Genomic DNA, 25711 nt, shown 5'->3' on the forward strand with positions numbered 1-25711 from the left:
TTTATCGGTCAATGGCAGGAACCCGGACGATGAAAAAAATGCGCATTGCCACGTTCAACGTCAACGGCCTGCGGGCCCGACTGCCGAATCTGCTGGAATGGCTCAGGCGCGAGAAGCCGGACATCGTCTGTTTGCAAGAGCTGAAACTGGTGGACAGCGCGTTTCCTGCCGCCGATCTGGAGGCCGCCGGTTATGGCGCCATCTGGCACGGACAGGCGTCATGGAACGGCGTGGCGATTCTTGCCCGCGATGCGCAACCGCTGGAGAGCCGGCGCGGTCTGCCCGGTGATCCCGACGATAAACACAGCCGCTACCTCGAAGCGGCGGTGCATGGAGTGCTGGTGGGGTGTCTGTACCTGCCCAATGGCAATCCGCAACCGGGGCCGAAGTTCGACTACAAACTGGCCTGGTTCGATCGTCTGATCAAATACGCCCGGGACCTGCAAAGCAGCGATCACCCGGTGGTGCTGGCCGGCGATTACAACGTGGTGCCTACCGATCTGGATATCTACAACACCCGTTCGTGGCTCAAGGATGCGCTGTTGCAACCGCAAAGCCGCGAGTGCTACCAGCGCCTGCTGGATCAGGGCTGGACCGATTCGTTGCGGCATCTGTATCCCGAAGATCGGCTGTACACCTTCTGGGATTATTTCCGCCAGCACTGGCAGAAGAACTCCGGGCTGCGGATCGACCATCTGCTGCTCAATCCAAAGCTGAGCCCCTATCTGCACGAGGCCGGTGTGGATGCCTGGGTGCGCAACGAACCGCATGCCAGCGACCACGCGCCGACGTGGATTCGCATCGATTCGCGTAAAAGACGCTAGCAGGTGATTGGTTAATTCAATTGTCGATTCGATGCCCGGGCCCGTATACATGGCGACCATCGGCGGAACGATCCGCGCCCCCATGCAAAAGGACCCAGCCATGAGCGAGCCACGCCTGACGAATCTGAAACAGTACCTGCAACGCCTGGGATTCGATGCGCCCCCGGCACCGACCCTTGAAACCCTGCGCCTGTTGCAACTGCGCCATACCGGCGCCTTTCCATTCGAAAACCTGTCAACGCTCAGTGGCGAACCCGTCCTGATCGATCTGCCCTCCATCGAACGCAAGGTCTTGAACGATGCCCGTGGCGGGTACTGCTACGAGCTGAACAATCTGTTTCTGGCGTTGCTGCTGGAACTGGGGTTCGATGCGCGGGGGATCAGCGGGCGAGTGGTCATGAATCAGCCCGAGGGCAGCTGGACAGCGCGCACCCACCGCTTGAGCCTGGTGACCATTGACGACGTGCGCTACATCACCGACGTCGGCTTCGGCGGCATGGTGCCGACCGCGCCGCTGGTGCTCGATACCGACGCCGAGCAATCCACGCCGCACGAGCCTTATCGCATCGAAGTGCAGGCCGATGGCTACATGCTGCGGGCCAAAGTCGCCGGCGAATGGCGGCCGATGTACCTGTTCGACCTGCAGCGCCAGGAAGACATCGATTACACCCTCGGCAACTGGTACGTCTCGACTCACCCGGACTCGCCATTTGCCCAACGCCTGATGGTCGCGCGTACTGGCGACGGCTGGCGGCGCACCTTGAACAACGGCAGTTTCGCGATCCACCGCATCGGCGCAGAGAGCGAGCGGCGTGAAGTGACGGAGGTCGATGAACTGATCGAATTGCTGGAACGGGAATTCGGCCTGCGCTTGCCGCACCAGCCCGGTGCACGTCTGGCGCTGGCGCGCTTGATTCAGCCAGTCTGAAGTCTAAGGTTTTGCCTCCGGCTCCAGCACCCGCCGGATCTCGTTCACGGCCGCCGACAGTTTTTTCTCAAGGCTCTTGAGGTCGGTGGCGGTGATGCCTTGTTTGAATTGCCCGCTGAGATGCTCGAGTTCCTCGGTGGCGCCACGGCTGTTAAGCAATGTGTGGCGCAGGGTGTTGTTGATTACCGTCTGATAGCCAAACCCCTCGCTTTCAGCGACCTCGCGCGCGGCTTCGATCACCGCGTCATCGAGCATGATGGTGATGCGGGTCTTGCCCTTGGTCGGCGCGATGGCGCCGCGTTTACCATCGCTGAAATCGTATTCATCCTTCATTGATCACCTCCGCGCAAAGTTGCCATTGCTCGTTGGGCTCGAATGCGTTGGCAGCATTCTTGCTTTTATCGAACTGAATCTTGAATGACTTCATTATGCATACGTTATATGTATAAAAAAGGGTGCGACCGCGCCGTCGGTCGCCATGAACACTTCAGCCCAGGCGGATAAAGCGTGCACTCGATTGAGGATGTGTTGCCGGATTTGTGGGGGATGAAAGCAGCGGGATAGAAGGTTGGGTGGCTAGCTAACCATTATGTGACTGATAAGTTGTATACAAGTCTATGGACATTTGTCCTGACTCTTGCATACAGTGTGCGCATAACAAAAACCAGGGAACTCCCCCACCATGAAAACGCCCCATGTTTCACACCAACGGCCCGAGGACGAGAATCTCGGGGTCGGCGCGAATATGGCTTACGGCCTGCAACACGTTCTGACCATGTATGGCGGTATCGTCGCGGTGCCACTGATCATCGGTCAGGCCGCCGGGCTTTCGCCGGCGGACATCGGTCTGTTGATTGCTGCTTCATTGTTTGCGGGGGGGCTGGCCACGTTGCTGCAAACCCTGGGTTTACCGTTTTTCGGCTGTCAGTTGCCGCTGGTACAGGGCGTGTCGTTCTCCGGCGTTGCCACGATGGTGGCTATTGTCAGCAGTGGCGGGGAGGGCGGCTTCCAGTCGGTGCTCGGCGCGGTGATTGCGGCGTCGCTGATCGGCTTGCTGATCACGCCGGTGTTCTCGCGAATCACCAAGTTCTTCCCGCCACTGGTCACCGGCATCGTGATCACCACCATCGGTCTGACGCTGATGCCGGTGGCCGCACGCTGGGCCATGGGCGGCAACAGCCACGCTCCTGACTTCGGCAGCATGCAGAACATCGGGCTGGCGGCGGTCACGCTGGTGCTGGTGTTGCTGCTGAGCAAGGTCGGCAGTTCCACCATCTCGCGTCTGTCGATCCTGTTGGCCATGGTGATCGGCACGGTGCTGGCGGTGTTCCTCGGCATGGCGGACTTCTCCAACGTTACCCAGGGCCCGATGTTCGGCTTCCCGACGCCGTTCCATTTCGGCATGCCGACCTTCCACTTCGCCGCGATCCTGTCGATGTGCATCGTCGTCATGGTGACCCTGGTGGAAACCTCGGCGGATATCCTGGCGGTCGGTGAAATCATCGGCACCAAGGTCGACTCCAAACGCCTGGGCAATGGCCTGCGGGCGGACATGCTGTCGAGCATGTTTGCGCCGATCTTCGGCTCGTTCACCCAAAGCGCCTTCGCCCAGAACGTCGGGCTGGTGGCGGTGACCGGGATCAAGAGCCGCTATGTGGTGGCGACCGGCGGTATCTTCCTGGTGATCCTCGGCCTGCTGCCGTTCATGGGCCGGGTCATCGCAGCCGTGCCGACCTCGGTACTCGGCGGCGCCGGTATCGTGCTGTTCGGCACTGTGGCGGCGAGCGGCATCCGCACGCTGTCCAAGGTCGATTACCGCAACAACGTCAACCTGATCATCGTCGCCACCTCGATCGGCTTCGGCATGATCCCGATTGCCGCGCCGAACTTCTACGATCACTTCCCGAGCTGGTTCGCGACCATTTTCCATTCGGGCATCAGCTCGTCGGCGATCATGGCGATCCTGCTGAACCTGGCGTTCAACCACTTCACGGCGGGTAACTCGGATCAGCAGTCGGTGTTTGCGGCGGCAGAAGAGCGGACCCTGCGTTATCGCGATCTGGCAGCGCTGCGTGAAGGCGACTACTTCAGCGACGGCAAACTGCATGACTGCGACGGCAACGAAGTGCCGGTGATCGATCCGGATGCGGATCACGGTCATGGCGCACCGAAGGCACATGCCAAAAGCAGCGAGCACGTCTGACCGCTGTAGCTGAATGAAGAAGGGCCGATCAGTTGCGAAACTGATCGGCCCTTTTTCTATGGCGCCGCTTTTTTCAGCGCCCACAAAAAAGCCCCTGAATCTTTCGATTCAGGGGCTCTGTATTTGGCTCCACAACCTGGACTCGAACCAGGGACCCAGTGATTAACAGTCACTTGCTCTACCAACTGAGCTATTGCGGAATTGGTGCGTATGTTACTGATTTAAAAAGACTAGTCAAGCGCCAGTTGTAAATTTTCTGGAAATATCAGGACGGACGGCGATCTATCAGCGATTGGCGGTTACCAGAACCGTAGCAGAGGTCTACCATGGCCGCCCGGAAGTGGTCACACGCGCTGCCGGCCATTCGCCGAAAAGGTACGCGCCATGAATAGCTCCATCCTCAACCGTAGTCCTGTCGAGGTGTTCGCATGAGCACCGCACAAATCAGCCTGCCCAAAGGCGTAGGGCCACACGCCGAAAAGCTTTTCGACGCGATCACTCAGGCTGCCACGGCTGAAGAGCTGAACCGTGCAGGCGGCAAGGCCGAAGGTTTTGTCCTCGGTCTGGAAAGCACCAAGGCCATCAAGAGCCAGGTCGCCGAATCGCTCTACGTCGTTTATGACGATGCGGCGACTCAGCGTGCAGCGGAACTGGCTTAACCGCCGAACGTGAAGGTGCCGAGCATCAGTTTGGCGTACAGCATCGTTGCGCCCAGTTGCACCAGCCACAGCGCCAGCCCGCCGAGAAACACCCCGGCCGCGACTTGCAGCACCAGGTTGTTGCCGCGTTTGGCCGGGGCGCGGGGGATGAAGTCATCCAGATCGTCGCGGTCGGCGCGCAGGTCATCGTTTTTCATGTCGTCTCTCTGAAATATCGTTTGGGTGCAGTCTAGAGGGTATGGCGGCTTTTCTTCAGACAAATAAAAACGGGAAGCCCGAAGGCTTCCCGTTTTCAGTGCAGCGCCGGATCAGATGACCTGAACGATGGCGTCCGTCACGGCTTCGATGTTGCTCTGGTTCAGCGCAGCGACGCAGATGCGGCCGGTGTCCAGGGCGTAGATGCCGAACTCGTTGCGCAGGCGGTGAACCTGTTCGGTGGTCAGGCCGGAGTAGGAGAACATGCCGCGCTGACGACCGACGAAGCTGAAGTCACGCTGCGGGGCTTTCTTCGCCAGCAGAGCAACCATCTGCTCGCGCATGCCACGAATGCGCAGGCGCATTTCAGCCAGTTCGGCTTCCCACTGGGCGCGCAGTTCCGGGCTGTTCAGCACGGCGGCGACGACGCTTGCACCGTGGGTCGGCGGGTTGGAGTAGTTGGTGCGGATCACGCGTTTGACTTGCGACAGGACGCGGGCGCTTTCTTCTTTCGATTCGCTGACGATCGACAGGGCGCCGACACGCTCGCCGTACAGCGAGAACGACTTGGAGAACGAGCTCGACACGAAGAAGGTCAGGCCGGATTCAGCGAACAGGCGCACGGCAGCGGCGTCTTCGGCGATGCCGTCACCGAAACCCTGGTAAGCCATGTCGAGGAACGGCACGTGACCTTTGGCCTTGACCGCTTCCAGCACGTTGTTCCAGTCCGCCGGGCTCAGGTCGACGCCGGTCGGGTTGTGGCAGCAGGCGTGCAGCACGATGATCGAGCCGTTCGGCAGGGCGTTCAGGTCTTCCAGCAGGCCGGCACGGTTCACGTCGTGGGTGGCGGCGTCGTAGTAGCGGTAGTTCTGCACCGGGAAACCGGCGGTTTCGAACAGCGCGCGGTGGTTTTCCCAGCTCGGATCGCTGATCGCCACGACGGCATTGGGCAGCAGTTGCTTGAGGAAGTCGGCACCGATTTTCAGTGCGCCGGTCCCGCCGACGGCCTGAGTGGTGACAACGCGGCCAGCTGCCAGCAGTGGCGAATCATTGCCGAACAGCAGCTTTTGCACGGCCTGGTCGTAGGCCGCGATGCCATCGATTGGCAGGTAACCGCGCGAGGCGTGCTGAGCGGCGCGAATGGTTTCGGCTTCGATGACGGCGCGCAGGAGTGGAATTCGCCCCTCTTCGTTGCAGTACACACCCACCCCGAGGTTGACCTTATTGGTCCGGGTATCGGCGTTGAATGCTTCGTTGAGGCCCAGGATTGGATCGCGGGGTGCCATTTCGACAGCGGAGAACAGGCTCATTTTTGCGGCAGCTCTAATGGAGAGTGGAGGGACGTGTGGCGCTCCAGCCGAATGCACTAGAGCGGTGCACAAACGGGGAGCTAGTATAGAGGCCATCATCGATCAATGGCGACAGGCGAATCGGCTTTTAAGGTAAGTTTTTCCGATTATTTCTCGACCGTTAGTCGAATGGATCTGTCGGAGACTTTACCGGATGTAGGACGTTTGCCTTGAAAGGCGAGGCAATCGGCTCCACATTCAGCACAATCTTCGTTTTTCCTTGCGCGACATCGGTCGTTTGCGGTCTTTCTCGTGGTGCTGCGGTTTGCCCGCAGCGGCGCGATTCCAGAGGTGTTTATGTCTGAATTCCAGCTCGTCACCCGTTTCGACCCCGCCGGCGATCAACCCGAAGCCATTCGCCAGATGGTCGAAGGCATCGAAGCCGGGCTGGCGCACCAGACGCTGCTCGGGGTGACCGGGTCGGGCAAGACCTTCAGCATCGCCAACGTGATCGCCCAGGTGCAGCGTCCGACCCTGGTGCTGGCACCGAACAAGACCCTGGCCGCGCAGTTGTACGGCGAGTTCAAGTCGTTCTTCCCGAACAACGCTGTCGAGTACTTCGTTTCTTACTACGACTACTACCAGCCCGAAGCCTATGTGCCGTCGTCCGACACCTTTATCGAGAAGGACGCGTCGATCAACGACCACATCGAGCAGATGCGGCTGTCGGCGACCAAGGCATTGCTCGAACGCAAGGACGCGATCATCGTCACCACGGTGTCGTGCATCTACGGTCTGGGCAGCCCGGAAACCTATTTGAAAATGGTCTTGCACGTCGATCGCGGCGACAAGCTCGACCAGCGTGCGCTGGTGCGGCGTCTGGCCGACCTGCAATACACCCGCAACGACATGGATTTCGCCCGTGCGACCTTCCGGGTGCGCGGCGATGTGATCGACATCTACCCGGCGGAATCCGACCTCGAAGCGATCCGCATCGAGTTGTTCGATGATGAAGTGGAGAGCATTTCCGCGTTCGACCCGCTGACCGGTGAAGTCATCCGCAAACTTCCACGCTTCACCTTCTATCCGAAGAGCCACTACGTGACGCCCCGGGAAACCCTGCTCGACGCTATCGAGGGGATCAAGGTCGAGTTGCAGGAGCGCCTGGAATACCTGCGCAACAACAACAAACTGGTGGAAGCCCAGCGTCTGGAGCAGCGCACCCGGTTCGACCTGGAGATGATCCTCGAACTCGGCTACTGCAACGGCATTGAAAACTACTCGCGCTATCTGTCGGGTCGCCCGGCTGGGGCGGCGCCGCCAACGCTCTACGATTACCTGCCGGCGGATGCGCTACTGGTAATCGACGAATCCCACGTCAGCGTGCCGCAAGTCGGCGCGATGTATAAGGGCGACCGTTCGCGCAAGGAAACCCTGGTGGAATACGGCTTCCGCCTGCCGTCGGCGCTGGACAACCGGCCGATGCGCTTCGACGAGTGGGAAGGGGTGAGCCCACAGACGATTTTCGTCTCCGCTACACCCGGCAACTATGAAGCCGAGCACGCGGGGCGGGTAATCGAGCAAGTGGTGCGCCCGACCGGTCTGGTCGACCCGCAGGTTGAAGTGCGGCCGGCGCTGACCCAGGTCGACGATCTGCTCTCGGAAATCACCAAGCGTGTGGCGGTGGAGGAGCGGGTGCTGGTCACCACGCTGACCAAGCGCATGGCCGAAGACCTGACCGATTACCTGGCCGATCACGGCGTGCGCGTGCGTTATCTGCACTCGGACATCGACACCGTCGAGCGGGTCGAAATCATCCGCGACCTGCGTTTGGGCACGTTCGATGTGCTGGTGGGGATCAACCTGCTGCGTGAAGGTCTGGACATGCCGGAAGTGTCGCTGGTGGCGATTCTCGATGCGGACAAGGAAGGTTTCCTGCGTTCCGAGCGTTCGCTGATTCAGACCATCGGCCGCGCGGCGCGTAACCTCAATGGCCGGGCGATTCTCTACGCAGACCGCATCACCGGGTCGATGGAGCGGGCGATTGGCGAAACCGAGCGCCGTCGCGACAAGCAGATCGCCTTCAACCTGGCCAACGGCATCACGCCGAAGGGCGTGTTCAAGGACGTCGCCGACATCATGGAAGGCGCCACCGTGCCCGGTTCGCGCAGCAAAAAGCGCAAAGGCATGGCCAAGGCCGCCGAAGAGAACGCCAAGTACGAAGCCGAACTGCGCTCGCCGAGCGAGATCACCAAGCGCATCCGCCAACTGGAAGAGAAGATGTACCAGTTGGCCCGCGACCTGGAATTCGAAGCGGCAGCGCAGATGCGCGACGAAATCGCCAAGCTGCGTGAGCGGCTGTTGGCCGTCTGATCTTCATTGCCTGACAGTGCCTCATCGCGAGCAGGCTCGCTCCCACATTGGATCTGTGTCGTTCACAAATCCCCTGTGGGAGCGAGCCTGCTCGCGATTGGGGCCGCTCGGTCTCAGTGAGCCTCGCCGGCCTTCAGTCCGGCGGGCAGTTTCTTGGTCAGCAAAATCGCCAGCATGCTGATCCCCAGCGCAATCCCGACAAAATGAAACGCATCGTTGTAGGCCATGATCAGCGCCTGCTGATGCACGATCTCGCTCAACTTGCCCAACGCCGCCGTGTCACTGCCGAACCGATCGGTCATCGACGCCAGGCGTTCGGCCACCTGCGGATTGGTCGGCACCACAGCTTCACGTAAATAATCGAAGTAGGTCTTGGTGCGCGCGTCCAGCAGGGTGGCGAGCAGGGCGATACCGATGGCGCCACCGAGGTTGCGCAGGATGTTGAACAGGCTCGATGCCGAGCCCGCGTCCTGCGGCAGGATGTACGCCGTGGCGATCAGCGAAATGGTCACCATGATCAGCGGCTGACCCAACGCGCGGATAATCTGGATCTGATTGAACTGCGGCCCGGCGAAATCAGGGTTGAGCACCCCGGATGAAAAACTCGCCAGCCCGAACAGGCCGAAACCGATCGTGCACAGCCATTTTGGCGAGACGAATTTCATCAGCTTCGGCACCAGCGGAATCAGAAACAGCTGCGGCACGCCCATCCACATGATCACTTCGCCGATCTGCAAGGCGTTGTAATTCTGGATCTGCGCCAGATACAGCGGCAGCAGATAGATCGAACCGTACAGCCCGACGCCCATGCCAAGGCTGGAAATACTCGAAAGACCGAAATTGCGATTGCGCAGGATGCCAAGGTTGATCAGCGGATTGGGCTTGGAAATCTGCACGATCACAAAGGTGATCAAACTCAGCAGGGCGATGCTGCCCAGTGTCACGATCAGGCTCGATTCCAGCCAGTCCTTGCGATGGCCTTCCTCAAGGAAAACCTGCAAGCAACCGAGGCCGATGCCCAGCGTGAGAATGCCGGTGTAATCGGTGCTCTTCAGCAGTTCCCAATGCGCTTCTTTCTTCTCCAGCCCGTACATCAGCCCGGCGATCATGATCAGCCCCGGCGGGATGTTGATATAGAAGATGTACTCCCAGCCCCAGTTTTCCGTGAGCCAGCCGCCGAGGGTCGGGCCGATGGACGGGGCAAAGGTGGCGGTCATGGCGAACATCGCCATGCCTTTGGCGCGGTGATGTTCGGGGAGTTTGATCAGGGTCAGGGTGAAGGCCAGCGGGATCAGCGCGCCGCCGGTGAAGCCTTGCATGGCGCGAAACACGATCATGCTCTCCAGGCTCCAGGCCATCGAGCACAGCAGCGACGAAATCAGAAACCCCAGCGACACCCACACCGCGAGCCGCCGTGCCGACAGCAACTGCACCAGCCACGCGGTCAGCGGGATCATGATGATTTCCGCCACCAGATAAGAGGTGGAAATCCACGAGCCTTCTTCCAGGGTCGCCGACAGGGCGCCCTGAATATCCTTGAGCGACGAGTTGGTGATCTGGATGTCGAGCACCGCCATGAAGGCGCCGAGCATCACGCTCATCACCGCGATCCAGTCCCGCCGGGTCGGTTCACCGACCGGGCGGATCAGTGAATCACCGGCCATTGTCAGGGACGTCTTTGATGTTCACGGTGGCGGTGACGGACATGCCCGGACGGATCTTGCCGTGCAGTGGGTTATCGGCCTTGAAGGTCAGCTTGACCGGAATCCGCTGCACGACCTTGGTGAAGTTGCCGGTGGCGTTGTCCGGCGGCAACAGGCTGAATTGCGCGCCGGAGGCGGCGAACAGGCTGTCGACCCGGGCTTCGATCGGCGTATCGCCATAGGCGTCGAAGAGCAGCTCGGCCTTCTGGCCCGGTTGCATGTGACCGATCTGGGTTTCCTTGAAGTTGGCCTGTACCCAGATGTCTTCGTCCGGAACGATCGACAAAAGATAGGCGCCGGCCTGTACCACTTGACCATTACGCGCGGCGCGCTGGCCGATCAGGCCGCGGATCGGGGCGTGGATTTCGCTGCGGGTCAGGTTCAGTTCGGCCTGGGCGAGGTCGGCGCGGGCGTTGGCGATCTGCGCGTCGAGACGTTTGATCTCGGCGGTCAGCGCGTTGACCTGCTGGCGCTGGCTCTGGGCATCGGCCTGGGCCTTGGCCACTTGCGAGCGGGCGATGTGGGCGTCGGCGGAGAGGGTGGTGACCCGTTCCTCGGAGACGTAGCCGGGTTTACGCAGGGTTTCTGCCCGCGACAAATCCACCTGCGAGCGACCGAGCGTTGCCTGGGTGGTCGCAACTTGCGCGTCGCTGGCGGCGATCAGGCTGGCTTGCTGGGTCAGTTTGCTCTGAGCTTGCAGGCGTTCGGCCTCGCGGGTGGCAAGGGCGGCGTTGGCGCGATCGACGGCGAGGCGGAAGTCGTCGCCTTCGAGACGGATCAGCAACTGGCCTTTTTCCACGTGCTGGTTGTCCTGCACCAGCACTTCGTCGATGCGTGCGCTCAACTGGCTCGACACGCGGGTGATTTCACCCTGGACATAGGCGTTGTCGGTGCTTTCATAAAAGCGTCCCTTGAAAAACCAATGAGCAAAAAAGCCCCCGGCTATCAACAGGACCAGCAGCAGGAAAATGAACAGGCGACGCTTGAGTTGGGCAGGCATGGGCAAACTGTAGTCGAGGAATTGTAAGGAAAGTTATCAGCAGGCGAATCTGGCATACAGCCGATGAACGGTAAATGCCGTCTGCTGATATTCAGCCATTCACCACGGCCAACGGGCGTTACAGACGCAACCTTGGCTTAAATGCCCTGCCCGCTGGAGCGGGGCGGGTGTCGCCTGTTACCATTCGCCGCTTGATCGTTCTTTGCTTTTCATTCTTTTCGAGACATGCCATGACCACCGTCCGCACTCGCATCGCGCCATCGCCTACCGGGGATCCCCACGTAGGTACCGCTTACATCGCACTGTTCAACTACTGCTTTGCCAAGCAGCACGGCGGTGAGTTCATCCTGCGGATCGAAGACACCGATCAGTTGCGTTCGACCCGCGAGTCCGAACAGCAGATCTTCGACGCCCTGCGCTGGCTGGGCATCGACTGGAGCGAAGGCCCGGACGTCGGCGGCCCGCACGGCCCGTACCGTCAGAGCGAGCGCGGCGACATCTACCAGAAGTACTGCCAGCAACTGGTCGACATGGGCCACGCCTTCCCGTGCTTCTGCACCGCCGAAGAGCTGGACCAGATGCGCGCCGAGCAAATGGCCCGCGGCGAAACCCCGCGCTACGACGGCCGTGCACTGCTGCTGTCCAAGGAAGAAGTCGCCCGTCGCCTGGCTGCCGGCGAGCCGCACGTGATCCGCATGAAAGTGCCGAGCGAAGGCGTCTGCGTGGTGCCGGACATGCTGCGTGGCGATGTCGAGATCCCGTGGGATCGCATGGACATGCAAGTGCTGATGAAGACCGACGGCCTGCCGACGTACTTCCTGGCCAACGTGGTCGACGATCACCTGATGGGCATCACCCACGTGCTGCGTGGCGAAGAGTGGCTGCCATCGGCGCCTAAACTGATCCTGCTTTACGAATACTTCGGCTGGGAACAACCGGAGCTGTGCTACATGCCGCTGCTGCGTAACCCGGACAAGAGCAAGCTGTCCAAGCGCAAGAACCCGACTTCGGTGACGTTCTACGAGCGCATGGGTTTCATGCCTGAGGCGATGCTCAACTACCTGGGCCGCATGGGCTGGTCGATGCCGGATGAGCGCGAGAAGTTCTCGCTGCAGGAAATGGTCGACAACTTCGACCTCAAGCGTGTCTCGCTGGGCGGGCCGATTTTCGATATCGAGAAACTGTCTTGGCTCAACGGCCAGTGGCTGCGTGATCTGCCGGTAGAAGAGTTCGCCGCTCGCGTACAAAAGTGGGCGTTCAATTCCGAGTACATGATGAAGATCGCGCCGCACGTTCAGGGCCGCGTTGAGACCTTCAGCCAGGTTGCACCGCTGGCCGGGTTCTTCTTCGCCGGTGGCGTGAATCCGGATGCCAAGCTGTTCGAATCGAAAAAGCTTTCGGGCGATCAGGTTCGTCAACTGATGCAATTGATCCTGTGGAAGCTGGAAAGTCTGCGTCAGTGGGAGAAGGACAGCATCACCGCGACGATTCAGGCGGTGGTCGAATCCCTCGAGCTGAAGCTGCGTGATGCGATGCCGCTGATGTTTGCTGCGATCACAGGGCAGGCGAGTTCGGTGTCGGTGCTCGATGCGATGGAAATCCTCGGGCCGGACCTGACCCGTTTCCGTCTGCGCCAGGCGATTGACCTGCTGGGCGGCGTGTCGAAGAAAGAAAACAAAGAGTGGGAAAAGCTGTTGGGCGCCATCGCCTGATTGCGTTTGACTCTGCAGGACGCGCCGAAGGTCAGGATCTTTTGATCCTGTCCTTCGGTGTTTTCCCCCGAATTTACGGGGGGAGGGCGGTAAGTGATTGTAATGCCGACAAAAAATTTTGATTTTTTTCAAAAATAAGTTTGACAGCCTTTCGATACGCCCTTAAGATTCGCCCCGTCCTCAGCGATGACATCAACGATGAGGGGCTATAGCTCAGCTGGGAGAGCGCTTGCATGGCATGCAAGAGGTCGACGGTTCGATCCCGTCTAGCTCCACCAATTTACACTTCGAAGCCTGGCCACACTGGCTTCGAAGCGATCAACACTCAGCGTTGATCAGTTGTATAGAAGGGTTTGCGTCCCCTTCGTCTAGTGGCCTAGGACACCGCCCTTTCACGGCGGTAACAGGGGTTCGAGTCCCCTAGGGGACGCCAGTTTTACAGAAGCGATGTTGCAAGATGTCGCTCCGCCGAGAGGCGAAAAGTCCGGGGCTATAGCTCAGCTGGGAGAGCGCCTGCATGGCATGCAGGAGGTCAGCGGTTCGATCCCGCTTAGCTCCACCAATTTACAATTCAAGGTCTGGCCACACCGGCCTTGAATCGATCAGTACTCAGCGCTGATCAGTTGTATAGAAGGTTTGTGTCCCCTTCGTCTAGTGGCCTAGGACACCGCCCTTTCACGGCGGTAACAGGGGTTCGAGTCCCCTAGGGGACGCCACGATTACCCGCTCTGCGGGATTTTATAAGGGTCATTCAATTATTGAATGGCCCTTTTGTTTGTCTGGCGTTTGGCCAAATCCTCTTTTTCCTTAACACTGTGCTTCAGACCAGCGGTCACGCTTGTGACTTGCGGAATATTATTATGAGAATAATATTGCTATCGTAATATTCGGAGGCGACGATGAACGACAAGAAAGCTCAAACCCGCGAACGCATTCTCAAGGCCGCCAGTGCTGCACTGATCCAGCGCGGCCCGGCTGAACCGAGCGTGGGCGAAGTGATGGGTGCGGCCGGCCTGACCGTCGGTGGCTTCTACGCACACTTCGAAAGCAAGGACGCAATGATGCTTGAGGCGTTCAAGCAATTGCTCGGTCGCCGTCGCGACCTGATTGCCGACATGGACAGCGAGCTGACCGGTGAAGAGCGCCGCGCCCTTGTGGCTGCGTTCTATCTGTCGCGCAAGCATCGCGATTCCAGCGATTCGGCCTGCCCGATTCCAGCCTCCATCGGCGAGCTTGGGCGGTTGCCGGAAGAATTCCGCATAGCGCTGAACGAGCACCTGGAACTGATGATTGCGCAGCTGGCTTCAAGCCCTGAAGACATCGATAAAGCGTTGGCCGACGTGGCCCTGATGGTAGGTGGTCTGGCGCTCTCAAGGGCGTTGGGACCTGGTGATTTATCCGATCGATTGCTGCGCGCTGCCAAGTCGGCGGTGCGTTGACCTGAAGGCTACAAGCCCGAGGAGAGAGCGATGAGCACGTTGAAGTGGGTTCGCGGCGTTAATGGCACCTTGGGCTGGTTCGCACCGAAACTGGTAGCGAGCAAAATGCGGCTGGCGTTCATGACGCCGCGCGCGAATACACCGCGGGACTGGGAATTGCCGCTGCTGGCCAAATCCGAGCGCATTACCTTGCGTTTCGGTCTCTCGGCCCTGCGTTGGGGGCAAGGCCCGACTGTCTTGCTGATGCACGGTTGGGAAGGGCGGCCCACCCAGTTTGCTGCGTTGATCACTGCGCTGGTCGAAGCAGGCTACACCGTTGTCGCTCTGGATGGCCCGGCCCACGGCCGCTCGCCGGGACGCGAAGCCAATGTGGTGTTGTTTGCTCGTGCGATGCTTGAGGCCGCTGCCGAGTTGCCACCGCTGCAAGCCGTCATCGGTCACTCCATGGGCGGCGCCAGTGCCATGCTCGCCGTGCAATTGGGTTTGCGCACCGAGACTCTGGTGAGCATTGCCGCTCCAGCGCGAATTCTTGGGGTATTGCGCGGATTTGCCCGTTACGTCGGCATGCCACCCAGAGCTCGTTCCGCGTTCATTCGCGAGGTTGAACAGGACGTCGGGATGCGTGCCGCCACTCTTGATGTCGCCCACTATCAACTGGATATGCCGGGCCTGATCGTGCATGCCGAGGACGACACTTTCGTCTCGGTCAAGGAATCCCAATTGATTCACGAATCCTGGTTCGACAGCCGACTGCTGCGTCTGGAAGCCGGCGGTCACCAGCGCGTACTGGCCGACCCTCGGGTGATTGATGGCGTGTTATCACTGCTGGCCGGGCGCAGCCTACAGGCGCGGCAATCGGCGTAGTCATCCGTTACACTGCCCCGGTTGAATCATCTGACCGGGAGTAGGGCATGGGCTGGGATCGGGCAACGCCGTTTACCATTGATCTGCAAGTGGGCGCCGAGGACATCGACGGGCTGGGCCACGCCAACAACGCGGTCTACGTGACCTGGCTCGAGCGCTGCGCCTGGCGCCACTCGCAGCGTCTGGGGCTGGATCTGGTCGAGTACCGGCGTCTGGATCGGGCGATGGCCGTTGTGCGTCACGAAATCGATTACCTGGCCGCCGCCTACGAAGGCGACGAGCTGCAACTGGCGACCTGGATCGTCGATTGGGATCAGCGCCTGAAAATGACTCGTCACTTCCAGCTGATTCGCCCCAGCGACAACGCCACGCTGCTGCGCGCCCAGACCACCTTCGTCTGCATCGAACTGTCCACCGGCAGGCCCAAGCGCATGCCCGCCGAGTTCATCGACGGCTACGGCCCGGCCATCCAGACAGCGGACATGGGTTTAACCCGCGAAACCCAGTAAACTGCCGCACGTTTTTCCTTGAGTGTGTGTTTCCCATGCAAATTGCTCTGGCGCCGATGGAAGGGTTGGTCGACGACATCCTGCGCGATGTCCTGACCCGTGTCGGCGGTATTGACTGGTGCGTGACCGAGTTCATCCGGGTCAACGACCAGTTGCTGACCCCGGCCTATTTCCACAAGTTCGGCCCTGAACTGCTCAACGGTGCGCGCACCGCTTCCGGCGTGCCACTGCGCGTGCAGTTGCTGGGCTCCGACCCGGTGTGCCTGGCGGAAAACGCGGCACTGGCCTGCGAGCTCGGTTCTGAAGTGATCGACCTGAACTTCGGCTGCCCGGCCAAGACCGTCAACAAGTCCCGTGGCGGTGCGGTGCTGCTCAAGGAGCCGGAGCTGCTCAACCAGATCGTCGAACACGTGCGTCGCGCCGTACCCGCACACATTCCGGTCACCGCCAAGATGCGCCTGGGTTTCGACAGCCCGGACGGCTCGCTGGTCTGCGCCACCGCGCTGGCCGAGGGCGGTGCCGAGCACATCGTGGTTCACGCTCGGACCAAGGTCGACGGCTACAAGCCGCCGGCGCATTGGGAGTGGATTCCGCGCGTGCAGGACGTGGTCAAGGTGCCCGTGTTCGCCAACGGTGACATCTGGAGCGTCGAAGACTGGCGCCGCTGCCGGGAAATCAGCGGCGTCGAAGACATCATGCTCGGTCGTGGTCTGGTGTCGCGCCCGGATCTGGCCAAACAGATCGCCGCCGCCCGTGCCGGCGAGGAAATCGTCGAGATGACCTGGACCGAACTGATGCCGCTGATCCAGGACTTCTGGCTGCAAGCCAAAGCGCAGATGACGCCGCGCCAATCGCCGGGCCGCTTAAAGCAATGGCTGGCCATGTTGACCCGCAATTATCCCGAGGCTGTCGAGCTGTTTACCGTGCTGCGCCGGGAGACCGAGCCGGATCAGGTCTCGCGTTTGCTGGGTTTGCCGGTCGCCGAAGCCGCCTGAAAAAATCTTCAAACGATCTCTTGAAAACAAAACGCAGGTCCCTATCTAAGGGTTACGCGATGCCGAATTCGGGTCGCGGAGACAAAAAACCTTGCTGATTGTTTTCAGGAGATTTGAACCATGAGTACCGCATTTTCCCTCGCTCCACTGTTCCGTTCCTCGGTAGGTTTCGACCGTTTCAACGACCTGTTCGAAACCGCCCTGCGCAACGAGCCAGGCAGCACCTATCCGCCTTACAACGTTGAAAAACACGGTGACGATCAATACCGCATCGTCGTGGCGGCGGCCGGTTTCCAGGAAGAAGACCTGGACCTGCAAGTCGAGAAAGGCGTGCTGACCATCAGTGGCGGCAAGCGTGATGCCAACGAAGGCGTCACTTTCCTGCACCAGGGCATCGCCCAGCGTGCATTCAAGTTGTCTTTCCGCCTGGCCGATCACATCGAGATCAAGGCCGCCGGCCTGAGCAACGGTTTGTTGAGCATCGACCTGTTGCGCGTGATCCCGGAAGAGGCGAAAGCCAAGCGCATCCCGATTAACGGGGTGCAGAAGCCGGCTCTGCAATAAGCCGACCGAGAAGAAGGGCGCCGAAAGGCGCCCTTTTTTGTGCCCGTCATTCAAGCAAACCTTTTAACACCTCCAACGCAACCGGCCGACTGTGCAGATAGCCCTGATACAAATGGCAACCCAGCCCTTGCAGGAACTCCAGTTGCTCCGGGGTTTCCACGCCTTCGGCGATCACTTCCAGTTCCAGACTGCGGGCCATGGCGACGATGGCGCGGATGATTTCGGCGTCGTTGGGGTCGGTGGTGGCGTCGCGGATGAACGACTGATCGATCTTCAGCGTGTCCACCGGCAATCGTTTCAGATAGGTCAACGATGAATAGCCGGTGCCGAAATCGTCCATGGCAAAACTCACGCCGAGTTTTTTCAGGCGACGCATTTTGCTGATGGTGTCTTCCAGGTTCTGGATGACGATGCCTTCGGTGATCTCCAGTTTCAGCAAGGAGCAGGGCAGGCCGTGGCTGCTCATGCTGCGCTCGATGCGCTCGACGAAGTCGTTCTGGCGGAACTGCCGGGGGCTGATGTTCACGCACAGGCTGAAGGCCAGAGGGTCGATCAGCTTTTCGGCGATCAATTGCTTGAAGGCTTCGCACGCCTCATCGAGGATCCAGGTGCCGACCTCCAGAATCAACCCGCTGTCCTCCAGCACCTTGATGAATTCGGTGGGCGATTGTGCGCCGAGTTCCGGGTGATTCCAGCGCACCAGCGCTTCGGCGCCGATGATGCGGTTGTCCTGGGCGTCGATCTGCGGTTGGTAATGCACGTCGAACTCGCCCCGGGACAGCGCCAGGCGCAGGTCGGTCTCCATGCGCAGCCGTTCGCTGGCCGCTTTCTGCATGGTGTTGTGGTACATCTGCGTGGTGTTGCGCCCGGAATCCTTGGCGCGGTACAGCGCGATGTCGGCGCGCTTGAGCAGGTCGGTCGGGGTCGAACCGTGATCGGGGATCAGCGCCACGCCGATGCTCGGCGTCACTTGCAGGCGCTGGCCGTCGAGGAACATCGGCTCCGACAGCAACTCGCGAATGGTGTCGGCCAGCTCGCGCACCTGGGTGCTGACTTCATTGCGGGTGCCTTCCAGGCCGCTGAGCAACACCACGAACTCATCGCCACCGAGCCGCGCAACCGTGTCTTCCATGCGCACGCTGGCTTCAAGCCGCGCGGTGATGATTTTCAGCACCGTGTCGCCGACCGGGTGACCCAGCGAGTCGTTGATGTGCTTGAAGTGATCCAGATCGAGAAACAGCAGCGCACCGCGCAAATTGTGGCGCTTGAGCAGGGCGATCTGCTGGCTCAGTCGATCCATCAACAGCGCGCGGTTGGGCAGGTTGGTCAGCGGGTCGTGATAGGCCAGATGGCGGATCTGCGCTTCGGCGTTCTTCAGCAGGCTGACGTCCCGGGCCGTGAGCAACAGGCATGCGGTTTCGTTGAGGGTGATCGGCTCGACCGAGACTTCCACCGTCAGGATCTCGCCGCGTTTGTTGCGCCCGAGCATTTCCTGATGGTGCACGCGGCCCTTGATCTGTAGCTCGGCGAGCAGTGCCGAACGCTGTTTTTCCTCGGCCCAGATGCCGACCTGATACACGGTTTTGCCCACCACTTCGTCGGCGCGATAGCCGGTGAGGCGGCAGAAACCGTCGTTGACCTCCAGATAACGCCCGGTGTCGCGCTCGGTGATGGTGATCGCGTCGGGGCTGGAGTGAAACGCCTTGGCGAATTTCTCTTCACTGGCCTTGAGCGCCGCTTCGGAGCGCTGTTGCTGGGTAATGTCGCGCAACGTGGTGACGATGCACGGCTGGTTGCCGACGCTAATCTGCCGGCTGGAAATCACGCAGGTCAGCGACTGGCCGTCCTTGTGCTGGACGATGATCGCGACATTGCTCAGGCCCTGTTCGCGGATCACCCGTTCGATGCGTTGCAGGCTTTTCGCCGAGGCGTCCCACAAGCCGATTTCTTCGGCGGTGTGGCCGATCACATCGCTGGCGCTCCAGCCGAAGGTCTGGGAAAAACTGGAGTTGATCTCGATGAATTCCCCGGTTTCCTGGCGCGTGACACAGATCGGGTCGGGGCTGACCTGGAACAGCGTGGCGAATTTTTCTTCCGAAGCCACCAGCCGTTGCTCGCGTTCAACCTGATCGGTGATGTCCAGCAGGGTGCCGGCCATCCGCAACGGTACGCCGTTGTCGTCGCGATAGAGGCGGGCGCGGCTTTCCAGATAGCGTGAGCTGCCGTCCGGCAGTTGTACGCGGTAAGTCAGCTGATAATTGCCGGCCGGGCCCTCGCGCAGGCTGCGATAGGCGTCGCGCATGCTGTCGCGCTCTTCGCCGGGGACGCCCTCGAAAAACTCTTCGAACGATTCATGAAACGGTTTTGGCTCCAGGCCGTGCAATTGCGCAGCGCGGGCCGAGCCGTACAGCATGCCGCTGGGAATGTGCCAGTCCCAGGTGCCGAGCTGCGCCGAATCCAGCGCCAGGTCGAGGCGTTCCTGACTGTCTTTCAGGGCATGTTCGGCGGCTTTGCGCTCGGTGGTGTCGAGAAAGGTGCTGAGCAGGTACGGCTGGCCTTCGAGTTCGACCTTTTGCGCACTGAGGATGCCGTCGTGGATCTGGCCGTTGCTGGCGCGGAACTGCACCTCCATGCTGATCAGTTCGCCCTTGGCCTTGGTCTTCTTGACCAGCTCCGCCCGTTGCTCGGGATGCACCCACAGGCCCAGTTCCAGGGTGGTGCGACCGATGGCGCTCTGCACCGGCCAGCCAAACAGGCTTTCGAAATACTGGTTGGCCTCGCTGATCAGGCCGTCTTCCTGACGGGTCAGCAGCACCATGTTCGGGCACAGGTGGAACAGCGTGGCGAAACGTTTTTCGGAGCTGCTGAGGGCCTGTTCCCGTTGCCGCTGGTGGGTGATTTCGCGGATCACCCCGATCATTCGGGGCCGGCCGTGTTTGTCCGGCAGCAGGCTGCCGTTGATTTCCAGCCAGTGCAGGCTGCCGTCGGGCCAGCGGATGCGGTGGTGCATCGCCTGTTCCAGCGGCGCGCCGGCAATCACGGCGTGAAAGGCGCGGATGGTTTTCGCCCGGTCTTCCGGCGGCAGCAGGTCGAGGTATTCCAGGTCTTCGGGCAGCGGTTGCCGCGGGTCGAAGCCGAACAAGGCCTGAGTGCCGCGCGACCAGCTGATCTGCCCGCGCTCTATGTCCCAATACCAGGCGCCGAGGCGGGCGCCGTTGAGCGCCGCGAGCAATTGCGGCGCGCTCTCCCAGCTCTGCTCGGAACGCCGTGGATCAATGGCCTGAATACGCGGCATCGGCGGAATATGGTCAACAGATTTCGGCATTGTCGAGAAGCCTTGAGCTGATGTGGGCGTTTGGCACAGGGACGGCAGCTCTATAGGAGTAGCACAAGTTAGCCGAGAGTCCCTGGCAGATCGATTTGAGCGTCCAGCAGGGCCATAAACGCCCGTGCAGCATTCGACAGCGTCCTTTCAGTGTGCAGGATATAGCCTAGCTGGCGACTGAGCTGTATGCCCGGTAAAGGTATGCGCGCCACCTGTTCATCGAGCATCGTGCGCGGCAAAACGCTCCAGGCCAGGCCGATCGACACCATCATCTTGATGGTTTCCAGGTAGTTGGTGCTCATGGCGATGTTCGGCGTCAGGCCCTGAGCCTCGAACAGCCGTTGGACAATATGGTGGGTGAAGGTGTTGCCGCCGGGGAAAACCGCTGGGTGGCCGGCAATATCCGCCAATGTGACGGCGCCGTTGCTGATCAATGAATGTTCCGGGGCGACCACGAAATCCAGCGGGTCATCCCAGACCGGCGTGGCCTTGACCAGCGTATGCGGCTCCGGCGCCAGGGTGATGACCGCCAGTTCTGCGCGGCCGTGGAGAATTTCCTCGTAGGCCACTTCCGAATCGAGGAACTGAATATCCAGCGCCACCTGTGGGTAGCGGCGGGTGTATTCCCTTAATAAGGGCGGCAAGCGGTGCAGGCCGATGTGGTGACTGGTGGCCAGGGTCAGGCGGCCCGTGACTTCGCCGGTCAGGTTGGTCAGGGCGCGACGCGTGTCGTCCAGCACGTTGAGAATCTGATAAGCCCGTGGCAGCAGGGCCCGGCCGGCCTCGGTCAGGCCCACTTCACGACCGAGCCGGTCGAACAGCCGCACATTCAATTGCTGCTCCAGCCCGGCGATGCGTTTGCTGATCGCCGGTTGCGTCAGGTGCAGCCGTTCACCGGCGCCGGAGAAGCTTCCGGTCTCGGCAATCGCGATAAAAGCATTGAGGTTGGCCAGGTCCATGTTCGTATTCCAGTTGGTTATCCAAAGCATAAAAAATATGAATTTGAGTTATTTAATCTAACCCCATAGGATCGGCCTCACAAGCCAAAGGGTTATTGATAAGCCCAGGGCATAGAAACAAGCTGATGAGGAACCGTCTGATGGCCGGCAAAACGCTCTACGACAAGCTCTGGGATTCGCATTTGGTCAAGCAGCGCGACGATGGCTCGGCGCTGATCTATATCGATCGTCACATCATCCACGAAGTGACCTCGCCGCAAGCCTTCGAAGGCCTGCGTCTGGCCGGGCGCAAGCCGTGGCGCATCGATGCCAACATCGCCACCCCGGACCACAACGTACCGACCACCCCGGAGCGCAAGGGCGGCATCGAAGCCATTGCCGACCAGGTCTCGCGTTTGCAGGTTCAGACTCTCGACGACAACTGCGATGAATACGGCATCGTCGAGTTCAAGATGAACGACGTGCGTCAGGGCATCGTTCACGTGATCAGCCCGGAGCAAGGCGCGACCTTGCCGGGCATGACCGTGGTCTGCGGCGACTCGCACACCTCGACCCACGGCGCGTTCGGCGCCCTGGCTCACGGGATCGGCACTTCCGAGGTCGAGCACGTGCTCGCTACCCAGTGCCTGGTCGCCAAGAAAATGAAGAACATGCTGGTGCGCGTCGAAGGCCAGTTGCCGTTCGGTGTGACCGCCAAGGACATCGTCCTCGCGGTGATCGGCAAGATCGGCACCGCCGGCGGTAACGGCCATGCCATCGAATTCGCCGGCAGCGCGATCCGCGACCTGTCCATCGAAGGCCGCATGACCATCTGCAACATGTCCATCGAAGCCGGTGCCCGCGTGGGCCTGGTGGCGGCGGACCAGAAGACTGTGGATTACGTCAACGGTCGTCCGTTCGCTCCGAAAGGCGCCGAGTGGGATCTGGCTGTCGAGTCCTGGAAAGACCTGGTGTCCGACGCCGACGCGCATTTTGACACCGTGGTCGAGCTCGACGCCGCGCAGATCAAGCCGCAGGTCAGCTGGGGCACTTCGCCGGAAATGGTGTTGGCCGTTGATCAGAACGTGCCGGACCCGGCTAAAGAGATGGATCTGGTCAAGCGCGACTCGATCGTCCGTGCCTTGAAATACATGGGTTTGACCGCCAATCAGGCGATCACCGACATTCAGCTCGACCGCGTATTCATCGGTTCCTGCACCAACTCGCGGATCGAAGATTTGCGCGCTGCAGCCGTGATCGCCAAGGGCCGCAAGGTCGCTTCGACCATCAAACAGGCCATCGTGGTGCCGGGTTCGGGTCTGGTGAAGGCGCAGGCTGAGGCCGAAGGTCTGGACAAGATCTTCCTCGAAGCCGGTTTCGAATGGCGCGAGCCGGGTTGCTCGATGTGCCTGGCGATGAACCCGGACCGTTTGGAGTCCGGCGAGCATTGCGCCTCGACGTCCAACCGTAACTTTGAAGGCCGTCAGGGCGCCGGTGGCCGTACCCACCTCGTCAGCCCGGCCATGGCCGCTGCGGCGGCGGTGAACGGTCGTTTCATCGACGTTCGTGAATTGATCTAAAGGAGCGCAGCATGAAAGCTTTTACCCAGCACACTGGTCTCGTCGCGCCTCTGGATCGTGCCAACGTCGACACCGACCAGATCATTCCGAAGCAGTTTCTGAAGTCGATCAAGCGCACCGGTTTCGGCCCGAACCTGTTCGACGAGTGGCGTTACCTCGATGTGGGTCAGCCGTATCAGGACAACTCCAAGCGTCCGCTGAACAAGGAGTTCGTGCTCAACGCCGAGCGTTATCAGGGCGCCAGCGTGTTGCTGGCCCGCGAAAACTTCGGTTGCGGCTCCAGCCGTGAGCACGCGCCGTGGGCGCTGGAAGAATACGGTTTCCGCAGCATCATCGCGCCGAGCTATGCCGACATCTTCTTCAACAACAGCTTCAAGAACGGCTTGCTGCCGATCATCCTGAGCGACGCCGAAGTCGACGAACTGTTCAAGCAAGTCGAGGCCGCGCCGGGCTATCAGTTGCAGATCGATTTGCACGAGCAGACCGTGACCAGCCCGAACGGCAAGGTCTACCGCTTCGAGATCGACGCCTTCCGCAAACACTGCCTGCTCAACGGCCTGGACGACATCGGCCTGACCCTGCAGGACGGCGATGCGATTGCCGCGTTCGAAGCCAAGCATCGCGCGAGCCAGCCGTGGTTGTTCCGCGACGCGTGAATCTGAAAGGTTGAAACCCGGAAAAGGACGTACCCATGACCAGCACCGCCCACAGTCAGGTTGTACAAAAGCAATTCGGTGAACAGGCCGCCGCCTACCTGAGCAGCGCCGTTCACGCTCAAGGCACTGAATTTGCGCTGCTGCAGGCTGAGCTGGCGGGGCAGGGCGAGGCTCGGGTGCTGGATCTGGGTTGCGGCGCCGGGCACGTGAGTTTTCACGTCGCCCCGTTGGTGAAAGAAGTGGTGGCGTACGACCTGTCGCAGCAGATGCTCGACGTGGTCGCCGCCGCGGCGGTTGATCGCGGTTTGAGCAACGTGTCCACGGTCAACGGTGCCGCCGAGCGTCTGCCGTTTGCCGATGGCGAGTTCGACTTCGTCTTCAGCCGTTATTCGGCGCACCATTGGAGCGATCTCGGCGTGGCCTTGCGCGAAGTGCGTCGGGTGCTGAAACCGGGCGGCGTGGCGGCGTTCATCGATGTGCTGTCGCCGGGCAGTCCGCTGTTCGACACCTATTTGCAGAGCGTCGAAGTGCTGCGCGACACCAGCCATGTACGCGATTATTCGGCTGGTGAGTGGTTGCGCCAGGTCAGCGAGGCCGGTCTGCACACCCGCAGCACCACGCGTCAGCGCCTGCGTCTGGAGTACAACAGCTGGGTCGAGCGCATGCGCACACCCGAAGTGATGCGCGCCGCGATCCGCCAGTTGCAGCAATCGATGGGCAACGAAGTGCGCGAATATTTTGAGATTGAGGCCGATGGTTCGTTCAGTACAGATGTACTGGTGCTCTGGGCTGAAAAGTAATCTTGGAACGATAAGTATTTTTCCGGGCGCGCCAGTCGATGGCGCACCGACTGAAGACACGAGGAAAGCATGAGCAAGCAGATTCTGATTCTCCCAGGCGACGGTATTGGTCCGGAAATCATGGCCGAAGCGGTCAAGGTGCTGGAGCTGGCCAATGACAAGTACAGCCTGGGCTTCGAGCTGAGCCATGACGTGATCGGTGGCGCCGCCATCGACAAGCACGGCGTGCCGCTGGCCGACGAAACCCTCGAGCGTGCCCGTGCAGCCGACGCGGTGCTGCTGGGCGCCGTCGGCGGCCCGAAATGGGACACCATCGAGCGTGACATCCGCCCTGAGCGCGGCCTGCTGAAAATCCGTGCGCAACTGGGCCTGTTCGGCAACCTGCGTCCGGCGATCCTGTACCCGCAACTGGCCGACGCTTCGAGCCTGAAGCCGGAAATCGTTGCCGGCCTGGACATCCTGATCGTCCGTGAGCTGACCGGCGGCATCTACTTTGGCGCGCCGCGCGGCACTCGCACTCTGGAAAACGGCGAGCGCCAGTCCTACGACACGCTGCCGTACAGCGAAAGCGAAATCCGCCGTATCGCCCGTGTCGGTTTCGACATGGCCCGCGTGCGTGGCAAGAAACTGTGCTCGGTGGACAAGGCCAACGTGCTGGCGTCCAGCCAACTGTGGCGTGAAGTGGTCGAGCAGGTCGCCAAGGATTACCCGGACGTCGAGCTGAGCCACATGTACGTCGACAACGCCGCCATGCAACTGGTGCGCGCACCGAAGCAGTTCGACGTGATCGTCACCGACAACATGTTCGGCGACATCCTGTCCGATGAAGCGTCGATGCTCACCGGCTCCATCGGCATGCTGCCGTCGGCCTCGCTGGATGCCAACAACAAGGGCATGTACGAGCCTTGCCACGGTTCGGCGCCGGATATCGCGGGCAAAGGCATCGCCAACCCGCTGGCGACCATTCTGTCGGTATCGATGATGCTGCGTTACAGCTTCAATCTGCACGAAGCGGCGGATGCCATCGAGAAAGCGGTCAGCGTGGTGCTGGATCAAGGTCTGCGCACCGGCGACATCTTTTCGACCGGTTGCACTAAAGTCGGTACGCAGGAAATGGGTGACGCAGTAGTCGCCGCGCTGCGGAATCTGTAATCT

At 60.7% G+C, this 25711-nt stretch carries 22 protein-coding genes and 5 tRNA genes; 19 read left to right on the forward strand and 8 right to left on the reverse strand.

The window, feature by feature from the left end:
- The first annotated feature begins 29 nt into the window (after positions 1-29).
- Positions 30-824 (forward strand): exodeoxyribonuclease III, encoded by a 795-nt coding sequence (locus tag PMI24_RS18130; RefSeq protein WP_007956416.1) that lies wholly within the window; start codon positions 30-32, stop codon positions 822-824.
- 100 nt (positions 825-924) lie between these two features.
- Positions 925-1752: an arylamine N-acetyltransferase family protein gene (locus PMI24_RS18135; RefSeq protein ID WP_007956417.1), complete on the forward strand. Its 828-nt coding sequence runs from the start codon at positions 925-927 to the stop codon at positions 1750-1752.
- A gap of 3 nt (positions 1753-1755) precedes the next feature.
- On the opposite strand, the gene PMI24_RS18140 is transcribed toward PMI24_RS18135, so the two are convergent.
- Positions 1756-2085 (reverse strand): BrnA antitoxin family protein, encoded by a 330-nt coding sequence (locus PMI24_RS18140; RefSeq protein WP_007956418.1) that lies wholly within the window; start codon positions 2083-2085, stop codon positions 1756-1758.
- Positions 2086-2434: 349 nt separating this feature from the next.
- On the opposite strand from PMI24_RS18140, the gene PMI24_RS18145 reads away from it, so the two are divergent.
- Positions 2435-3955: a nucleobase:cation symporter-2 family protein gene (locus tag PMI24_RS18145; protein ID WP_007956419.1), complete on the forward strand. Its 1521-nt coding sequence runs from the start codon at positions 2435-2437 to the stop codon at positions 3953-3955.
- Positions 3956-4079: 124 nt separating this feature from the next.
- On the opposite strand, the gene PMI24_RS18150 is transcribed toward PMI24_RS18145, so the two are convergent.
- A tRNA-Asn gene (locus PMI24_RS18150) sits at positions 4080-4155 on the reverse strand.
- A 228-nt stretch (positions 4156-4383) separates the two neighbouring features.
- Between PMI24_RS18150 and PMI24_RS18155 the strand changes: the two genes are divergently transcribed.
- Complete coding sequence (locus PMI24_RS18155; RefSeq protein WP_007956420.1) at positions 4384-4614, forward strand: hypothetical protein; 231 nt, start codon at positions 4384-4386, stop codon at positions 4612-4614.
- On the opposite strand, the gene PMI24_RS18160 is transcribed toward PMI24_RS18155, so the two are convergent.
- Together PMI24_RS18160 and PMI24_RS18165 are read right to left on the reverse strand one after the other, a co-directional pair.
- A complete protein-coding gene (locus tag PMI24_RS18160; RefSeq protein ID WP_007956421.1) occupies positions 4611-4811 on the reverse strand; it encodes a hypothetical protein in 201 nt (66 codons plus the stop codon). The genes PMI24_RS18155 and PMI24_RS18160 overlap by 4 nt on opposite strands.
- Positions 4812-4922: 111 nt before the next feature.
- Positions 4923-6119 carry an amino acid aminotransferase gene (locus PMI24_RS18165; RefSeq protein WP_007956422.1) on the reverse strand — a complete coding sequence of 399 codons (1197 nt, stop codon included), beginning with the start codon at positions 6117-6119 and terminating at the stop codon, positions 4923-4925.
- Positions 6120-6455: 336 nt separating this feature from the next.
- Here PMI24_RS18165 and uvrB point away from each other — a divergent pair, with 336 nt between their 5' ends.
- Positions 6456-8471: an excinuclease ABC subunit UvrB gene (gene uvrB, locus PMI24_RS18170; RefSeq protein ID WP_007956424.1), complete on the forward strand. Its 2016-nt coding sequence runs from the start codon at positions 6456-6458 to the stop codon at positions 8469-8471.
- A 113-nt stretch (positions 8472-8584) separates the two neighbouring features.
- Here the strand turns inward: uvrB and PMI24_RS18175 are convergent, their stop codons facing one another.
- The gene (locus tag PMI24_RS18175) at positions 8585-10075 is read right to left on the reverse strand and encodes an MDR family MFS transporter (RefSeq protein WP_170844900.1); all 1491 of its coding nucleotides are present in this window, start codon (positions 10073-10075) and stop codon (positions 8585-8587) included.
- 49 nt (positions 10076-10124) lie between these two features.
- Complete coding sequence (locus PMI24_RS18180; RefSeq protein ID WP_007956428.1) at positions 10125-11174, reverse strand: HlyD family secretion protein; 1050 nt, start codon at positions 11172-11174, stop codon at positions 10125-10127.
- A gap of 230 nt (positions 11175-11404) precedes the next feature.
- Here PMI24_RS18180 and gltX point away from each other — a divergent pair, with 230 nt between their 5' ends.
- The 10 genes from gltX (at position 11405) to PMI24_RS18230 (ending at position 17257) form a co-directional block, all read left to right on the forward strand.
- Positions 11405-12886 carry a glutamate--tRNA ligase gene (gene gltX / locus PMI24_RS18185; RefSeq protein WP_007956429.1) on the forward strand — a complete coding sequence of 494 codons (1482 nt, stop codon included), beginning with the start codon at positions 11405-11407 and terminating at the stop codon, positions 12884-12886.
- A 202-nt stretch (positions 12887-13088) separates the two neighbouring features.
- Positions 13089-13164, forward strand: a tRNA-Ala gene (locus PMI24_RS18190).
- A 79-nt stretch (positions 13165-13243) separates the two neighbouring features.
- A tRNA-Glu gene (locus PMI24_RS18195) sits at positions 13244-13319 on the forward strand.
- Positions 13320-13372: 53 nt separating this feature from the next.
- A tRNA-Ala gene (locus PMI24_RS18200) sits at positions 13373-13448 on the forward strand.
- Positions 13449-13526: 78 nt separating this feature from the next.
- A tRNA-Glu gene (locus tag PMI24_RS18205) sits at positions 13527-13602 on the forward strand.
- 183 nt (positions 13603-13785) lie between these two features.
- Positions 13786-14325 (forward strand): TetR/AcrR family transcriptional regulator, encoded by a 540-nt coding sequence (locus PMI24_RS18210; RefSeq protein ID WP_007956432.1) that lies wholly within the window; start codon positions 13786-13788, stop codon positions 14323-14325.
- A 30-nt stretch (positions 14326-14355) separates the two neighbouring features.
- The gene (locus PMI24_RS18215) at positions 14356-15189 is read left to right on the forward strand and encodes an alpha/beta fold hydrolase (RefSeq protein WP_007956433.1); all 834 of its coding nucleotides are present in this window, start codon (positions 14356-14358) and stop codon (positions 15187-15189) included.
- 47 nt (positions 15190-15236) lie between these two features.
- Entirely contained in the window at positions 15237-15698 is a 462-nt protein-coding gene (locus tag PMI24_RS18220) for an acyl-CoA thioesterase (RefSeq protein ID WP_007956435.1), read from the forward strand.
- Between the two features lie 35 nt (positions 15699-15733).
- Positions 15734-16693, forward strand: a complete 960-nt coding sequence (locus PMI24_RS18225; RefSeq protein WP_007956436.1) for a tRNA dihydrouridine synthase — start codon at positions 15734-15736, stop codon at positions 16691-16693.
- Between the two features lie 120 nt (positions 16694-16813).
- Positions 16814-17257, forward strand: coding sequence for an Hsp20 family protein (locus tag PMI24_RS18230; RefSeq protein ID WP_007956437.1), 444 nt, complete (start codon positions 16814-16816; stop codon positions 17255-17257).
- Between the two features lie 46 nt (positions 17258-17303).
- On the opposite strand, the gene PMI24_RS18235 is transcribed toward PMI24_RS18230, so the two are convergent.
- Together PMI24_RS18235 and PMI24_RS18240 are read right to left on the reverse strand one after the other, a co-directional pair.
- Positions 17304-20582: a bifunctional diguanylate cyclase/phosphodiesterase gene (locus PMI24_RS18235; RefSeq protein WP_007956438.1), complete on the reverse strand. Its 3279-nt coding sequence runs from the start codon at positions 20580-20582 to the stop codon at positions 17304-17306.
- Positions 20583-20650: 68 nt separating this feature from the next.
- Positions 20651-21541, reverse strand: coding sequence for a LysR family transcriptional regulator (locus tag PMI24_RS18240; protein WP_007956444.1), 891 nt, complete (start codon positions 21539-21541; stop codon positions 20651-20653).
- Positions 21542-21681: 140 nt separating this feature from the next.
- Between PMI24_RS18240 and leuC the strand changes: the two genes are divergently transcribed.
- From leuC to leuB, 4 genes are all read left to right on the forward strand, one after another.
- Complete coding sequence (gene leuC, locus PMI24_RS18245; RefSeq protein WP_007956445.1) at positions 21682-23100, forward strand: 3-isopropylmalate dehydratase large subunit; 1419 nt, start codon at positions 21682-21684, stop codon at positions 23098-23100.
- 11 nt (positions 23101-23111) lie between these two features.
- A complete protein-coding gene (leuD, locus tag PMI24_RS18250; protein ID WP_007956446.1) occupies positions 23112-23756 on the forward strand; it encodes a 3-isopropylmalate dehydratase small subunit in 645 nt (214 codons plus the stop codon).
- Positions 23757-23791: 35 nt separating this feature from the next.
- Positions 23792-24556 (forward strand): class I SAM-dependent methyltransferase, encoded by a 765-nt coding sequence (locus PMI24_RS18255; protein WP_007956447.1) that lies wholly within the window; start codon positions 23792-23794, stop codon positions 24554-24556.
- 69 nt (positions 24557-24625) lie between these two features.
- On the forward strand, positions 24626-25708 hold the full coding sequence (gene leuB, locus PMI24_RS18260; RefSeq protein WP_007956449.1) for a 3-isopropylmalate dehydrogenase: 1083 nt from the start codon (positions 24626-24628) through the stop codon (positions 25706-25708).
- Positions 25709-25711: the final 3 nt, after the last annotated feature.

This window comes from Pseudomonas sp. GM25 (genome assembly GCF_000282255.1).
GTDB lineage: Bacteria > Pseudomonadota > Gammaproteobacteria > Pseudomonadales > Pseudomonadaceae > Aquipseudomonas > Aquipseudomonas aphyarum.